The sequence below is a fragment of the Coprococcus intestinihominis genome, assembly GCF_040096555.1.
Taxonomy (GTDB): domain Bacteria; phylum Bacillota; class Clostridia; order Lachnospirales; family Lachnospiraceae; genus Coprococcus_A; species Coprococcus_A intestinihominis.
This window is the reverse complement of the sequence record NZ_JBBMEK010000530.1, coordinates 1-611: the sequence shown is the minus strand read 5'-3', so window position 1 is coordinate 611 and position 611 is coordinate 1. Positions and strand designations below refer to the sequence as shown.

General features: G+C 41.2%; 1 protein-coding gene. It reads right to left on the bottom strand.

Annotated elements, in window-relative coordinates; genetic code table 11:
• Positions 1-483: SGNH/GDSL hydrolase family protein (locus WMO25_RS18660; RefSeq protein WP_349086755.1), on the bottom strand; the 483-nt coding region annotated here is incomplete at its 3' end.
• Positions 484-611 lie beyond the last annotated feature (128 nt).

Sequence of the window (611 nt, the reverse complement as noted above, 5' to 3'; positions counted from 1 at the left end):
TCCATCCACCTGTGAGCCATAATTCTCGATATCATTGACACCAAAACACATGAAAAGAAGAGATGGCGAAGCATTAATAGCAGCGTCAATCTGTTCTTCAGCTGTGCAGACGGAGATACCGATCTTGGAGGAGAAGTTGGATGGCGTCAGCCATTCATAGGCAGAGCCGCCCTCGACGATAGAATCCCCCAGGATGATCACGTCCTCAAACCATTTGGTCATTTCACTGTTGTCAAAGGAGTCATCTTTCATTGCGATGATCTTCTCCTGTTCCTCAGTGAGATCGCCGGAAAAACTTTCGATTTTTCGGGATGAGAAGTCTGTCGGCGTTTTGGCTTCCATTTGGTTGAGCAGATCAATATCCGCTGCAATAGATTCGCTGTTTTTCGCAGAGCCGTGATGTACAAAAATCCCGCCTGACAGATAAAGTAGAAAACTTAAGACTAGAATCGTCAAAATTGTAAATGCAGTTTTATTTTTCATTTTTTAAATTCCCCAGTATTGATGATGTACTTAATAGTAGTCAAACACCTTATAGGATATCATTTTTTTTGGTAGATGTAAATTGAAAAATGGCTCGAAATGTTCTTCTTGTATGGAAAACAGGGTTG